Here is a 2,791-nt window from a genome sequence, read left to right on the forward strand (position 1 = left end):
TGAATAGTGTTGAAATATTAAACAGACAAAGCTTACCTTTGCAACCCAATTTTAACCAGAAGGTTCAAAACTATTTTAAAGGCAATGATTAGTTTTAATTACGAAACAAATTTCGAACTCGAAAACGAAGCACTATATGAAGATTGGATTTCTCGCATTATTGAATCTGAAGGATTTGATGAAGGCGAAATCAATTATATCTTTTGTGATGACGAATACTTACATAAAATCAATGTTGAGTATTTAGATCATGACACTTTAACCGATATTATCAGCTTTGATTATACGGTAGGAAATTTAATACAGGGTGATATTTTCGTTTCTGTAGAACGCGTTCAAGATAATGCTAATGATTTTAATGTTTCTTTTGATGATGAATTAAAGCGCGTTCTGTCTCACGGAGTTTTACACTACTGTGGATACAAAGATAAATCTCCAAAAGACGAAGCTTTGATGCGTTCGAAAGAAGAGGAAAAAATGCAAATGTTTCACGTGGAACATTAAGCTTATAAATCAGAATTTTTTTAAATGTTTCACGTGGAACATAATATTTATAGAAGATGTTTTTAAATCAATATGATGTAATTGTTGTGGGTGCTGGTCACGCTGGTTGTGAAGCTGCTGCTGCTGCTGCCAACATGGGGTGTTCTACGCTTTTGGTGACAATGAATCTTCAAAACATTGCACAAATGTCGTGTAATCCTGCTATGGGAGGAATTGCAAAAGGACAAATCGTGCGTGAGATTGATGCCTTGGGTGGATACTCTGGAATTGTTTCTGACAAGACTGCAATCCAATTCAAGATGTTGAATAAATCAAAAGGACCTGCCATGTGGTCGCCAAGAGTGCAGTCGGACAGAATGCGTTTTTCGGATGAATGGAGATCGATGTTGGAGAATACTCCGAACTTGGATTTCTACCAAGAAATGGTTGCTGGAATTTTATCAGAGAATGGAAAGATTGTTGGAGTGAAAACTTCTCTTGGAGTTGAAATTAAATCAAAGACAGTTGTGTTGACAAACGGAACTTTTTTGAATGGTTTGATTCATATCGGAGACAAACAATTTGGTGGTGGTCGCGCAGGTGAAAGTGCTTCATTTGGAATCACAGAAGATTTAGTGAAGTTAGGTTTCGAATCAGGAAGAATGAAAACCGGAACACCTCCTCGTGTAGATGGTCGTTCTTTAGATTTTTCCAAAATGGTAGAGCAACCTGGTGACGAACATCCAGAAAAATTTTCATATTCTAATTTAACTGCTCCATTAAAAACACAACGTTCTTGTTGGATGTCGTATACTTCATTAGAAGTGCACGATATTTTACGCGAAGGTTTTGATAGAAGTCCAATGTTCAACGGAAGAATTAAAAGTTTAGGCCCGAGATATTGTCCCTCTATCGAAGATAAAATTAATCGTTTTGCAGATAAAGAACGTCATCAATTATTTGTTGAACCAGAAGGTTGGACAACTTGCGAATATTACATTAACGGATTCTCAACTTCGTTACCAGAAGATATTCAATTCAAAGCATTACGTTCGGTTGCCGGATTTGAGAATGTTAAATTTTTCCGACCAGGTTATGCTATCGAATACGATTACTTCCCTCCTACGCAATTGCAACACACTTTAGAAACCAAATTGGTTGAAGGTTTATATTTCGCAGGACAAATCAATGGAACGACTGGTTACGAAGAAGCAGCTTCTCAAGGTTTAATGGCTGGAATAAATGCAGCATTGAAAGTACAGAATAGAGAACCATTTATTTTAAAAAGAGATGAAGCGTATATTGGAGTTTTAATTGACGACTTAATTACAAAAGGAACTGAGGAACCATATCGTATGTTTACTTCTCGTGCTGAGTACAGAACATTATTGCGTCAAGATAATGCTGATTTTAGATTAACACCAAAAGCATTTGAGATTGGTTTAGCTAAAGAAGAGCGTTTGATTCGTATGGAGCAAAAATTCTCACAATCGGATGCGATGGTGAATTTCTTTAGAGAAACAAGTTTAAAACCAGAAGAAGCAAATCCAATTTTAGAAGCTAAAGGTTCTGCTCCGATGAGTCAACCTGATAAAATGTTTAAAGTGTTCTCTCGTCCCCAATTGGATTTGGAAGATTTTAGAAAATTCAAAAAAGTGGCAGCTTATATCGAAGAACATGATTTAGATCAAGAAGTGGTTGAGCAAGCCGAAATTCAAGTGAAATATTCTGGTTATATCGAAAAGGAAAAAAACAACGCGGATAAATTGACTCGTTTGGAAGACATGATTATTCCGGAAAATTTTAATTTTGATAAAATCCAATCCATTTCAATTGAAGCCAAACAAAAATTAAATAAAATTCGACCAAGAACTATCGCACAAGCTTCTCGTATTAGCGGCGTTTCGCCAAGTGATATTTCTGTGTTATTAATATATATGGGAAGATAGTCTCAGTTTTCAGTCTCAGTTTCCAGTTTTTTATTTAACTGCGACTGAACACTGCGACTGTCAACTGAATATGTTTCACGTGAAACAACCTTGTCAACCCCATTAAAATAAGCCTTTCGCATAAAAATAAAATAAATGAATTTTTTAGAAGATAAAAGTTTTATTTCCGTTAAAGATTTTTCAGTTTCTGGAGAATCTTTTTCCTTGTTGTTAAATGAGGAATATCAGATTTTAAAAACACATCCCCAACCTACTTTAGATAAATTAGGTTCGTATTACGAATTTGAAGATTATATTTCGCACACCGATGGAAAACGTACGTTGTTTGAAAAAATGTATCATTTCATCAAAAGAAAAGC

General features: G+C 35.2%; 2 protein-coding genes and 1 pseudogene. All 3 read left to right on the forward strand.

Going from position 1 to position 2,791, the window contains the following annotated elements; genetic code table 11:
• The first annotated feature begins 84 nt into the window (after positions 1-84).
• The gene (gene ybeY / locus Q0075_RS08765) at positions 85-504 is read left to right on the forward strand and encodes an rRNA maturation RNase YbeY (RefSeq protein ID WP_297869195.1); all 420 of its coding nucleotides are present in this window, start codon (positions 85-87) and stop codon (positions 502-504) included.
• A gap of 56 nt (positions 505-560) precedes the next feature.
• Positions 561-2,432 carry a tRNA uridine-5-carboxymethylaminomethyl(34) synthesis enzyme MnmG gene (gene mnmG / locus Q0075_RS08770; RefSeq protein ID WP_297869196.1) on the forward strand — a complete coding sequence of 624 codons (1,872 nt, stop codon included), beginning with the start codon at positions 561-563 and terminating at the stop codon, positions 2,430-2,432.
• A 135-nt stretch (positions 2,433-2,567) separates the two neighbouring features.
• A pseudogene (locus tag Q0075_RS08775) lies at positions 2,568-2,791 on the forward strand (methyltransferase); the annotation flags it as partial.

This window comes from uncultured Flavobacterium sp. (assembly GCF_937967675.1).
In the GTDB taxonomy this organism is placed as follows: domain Bacteria; phylum Bacteroidota; class Bacteroidia; order Flavobacteriales; family Flavobacteriaceae; genus Flavobacterium.

What these genes read in the sequence shown, in the direction of transcription:
- mnmG (WP_297869196.1), top strand. Translation starts at nt 561, where the DNA reads ATGTTTTTAAATCAATATGATGTAATTGTTGTGGGTGCTGGTCACGCT.
- ybeY (WP_297869195.1), top strand. Translation starts at nt 85, where the DNA reads ATGATTAGTTTTAATTACGAAACAAATTTCGAACTCGAAAACGAAGCA.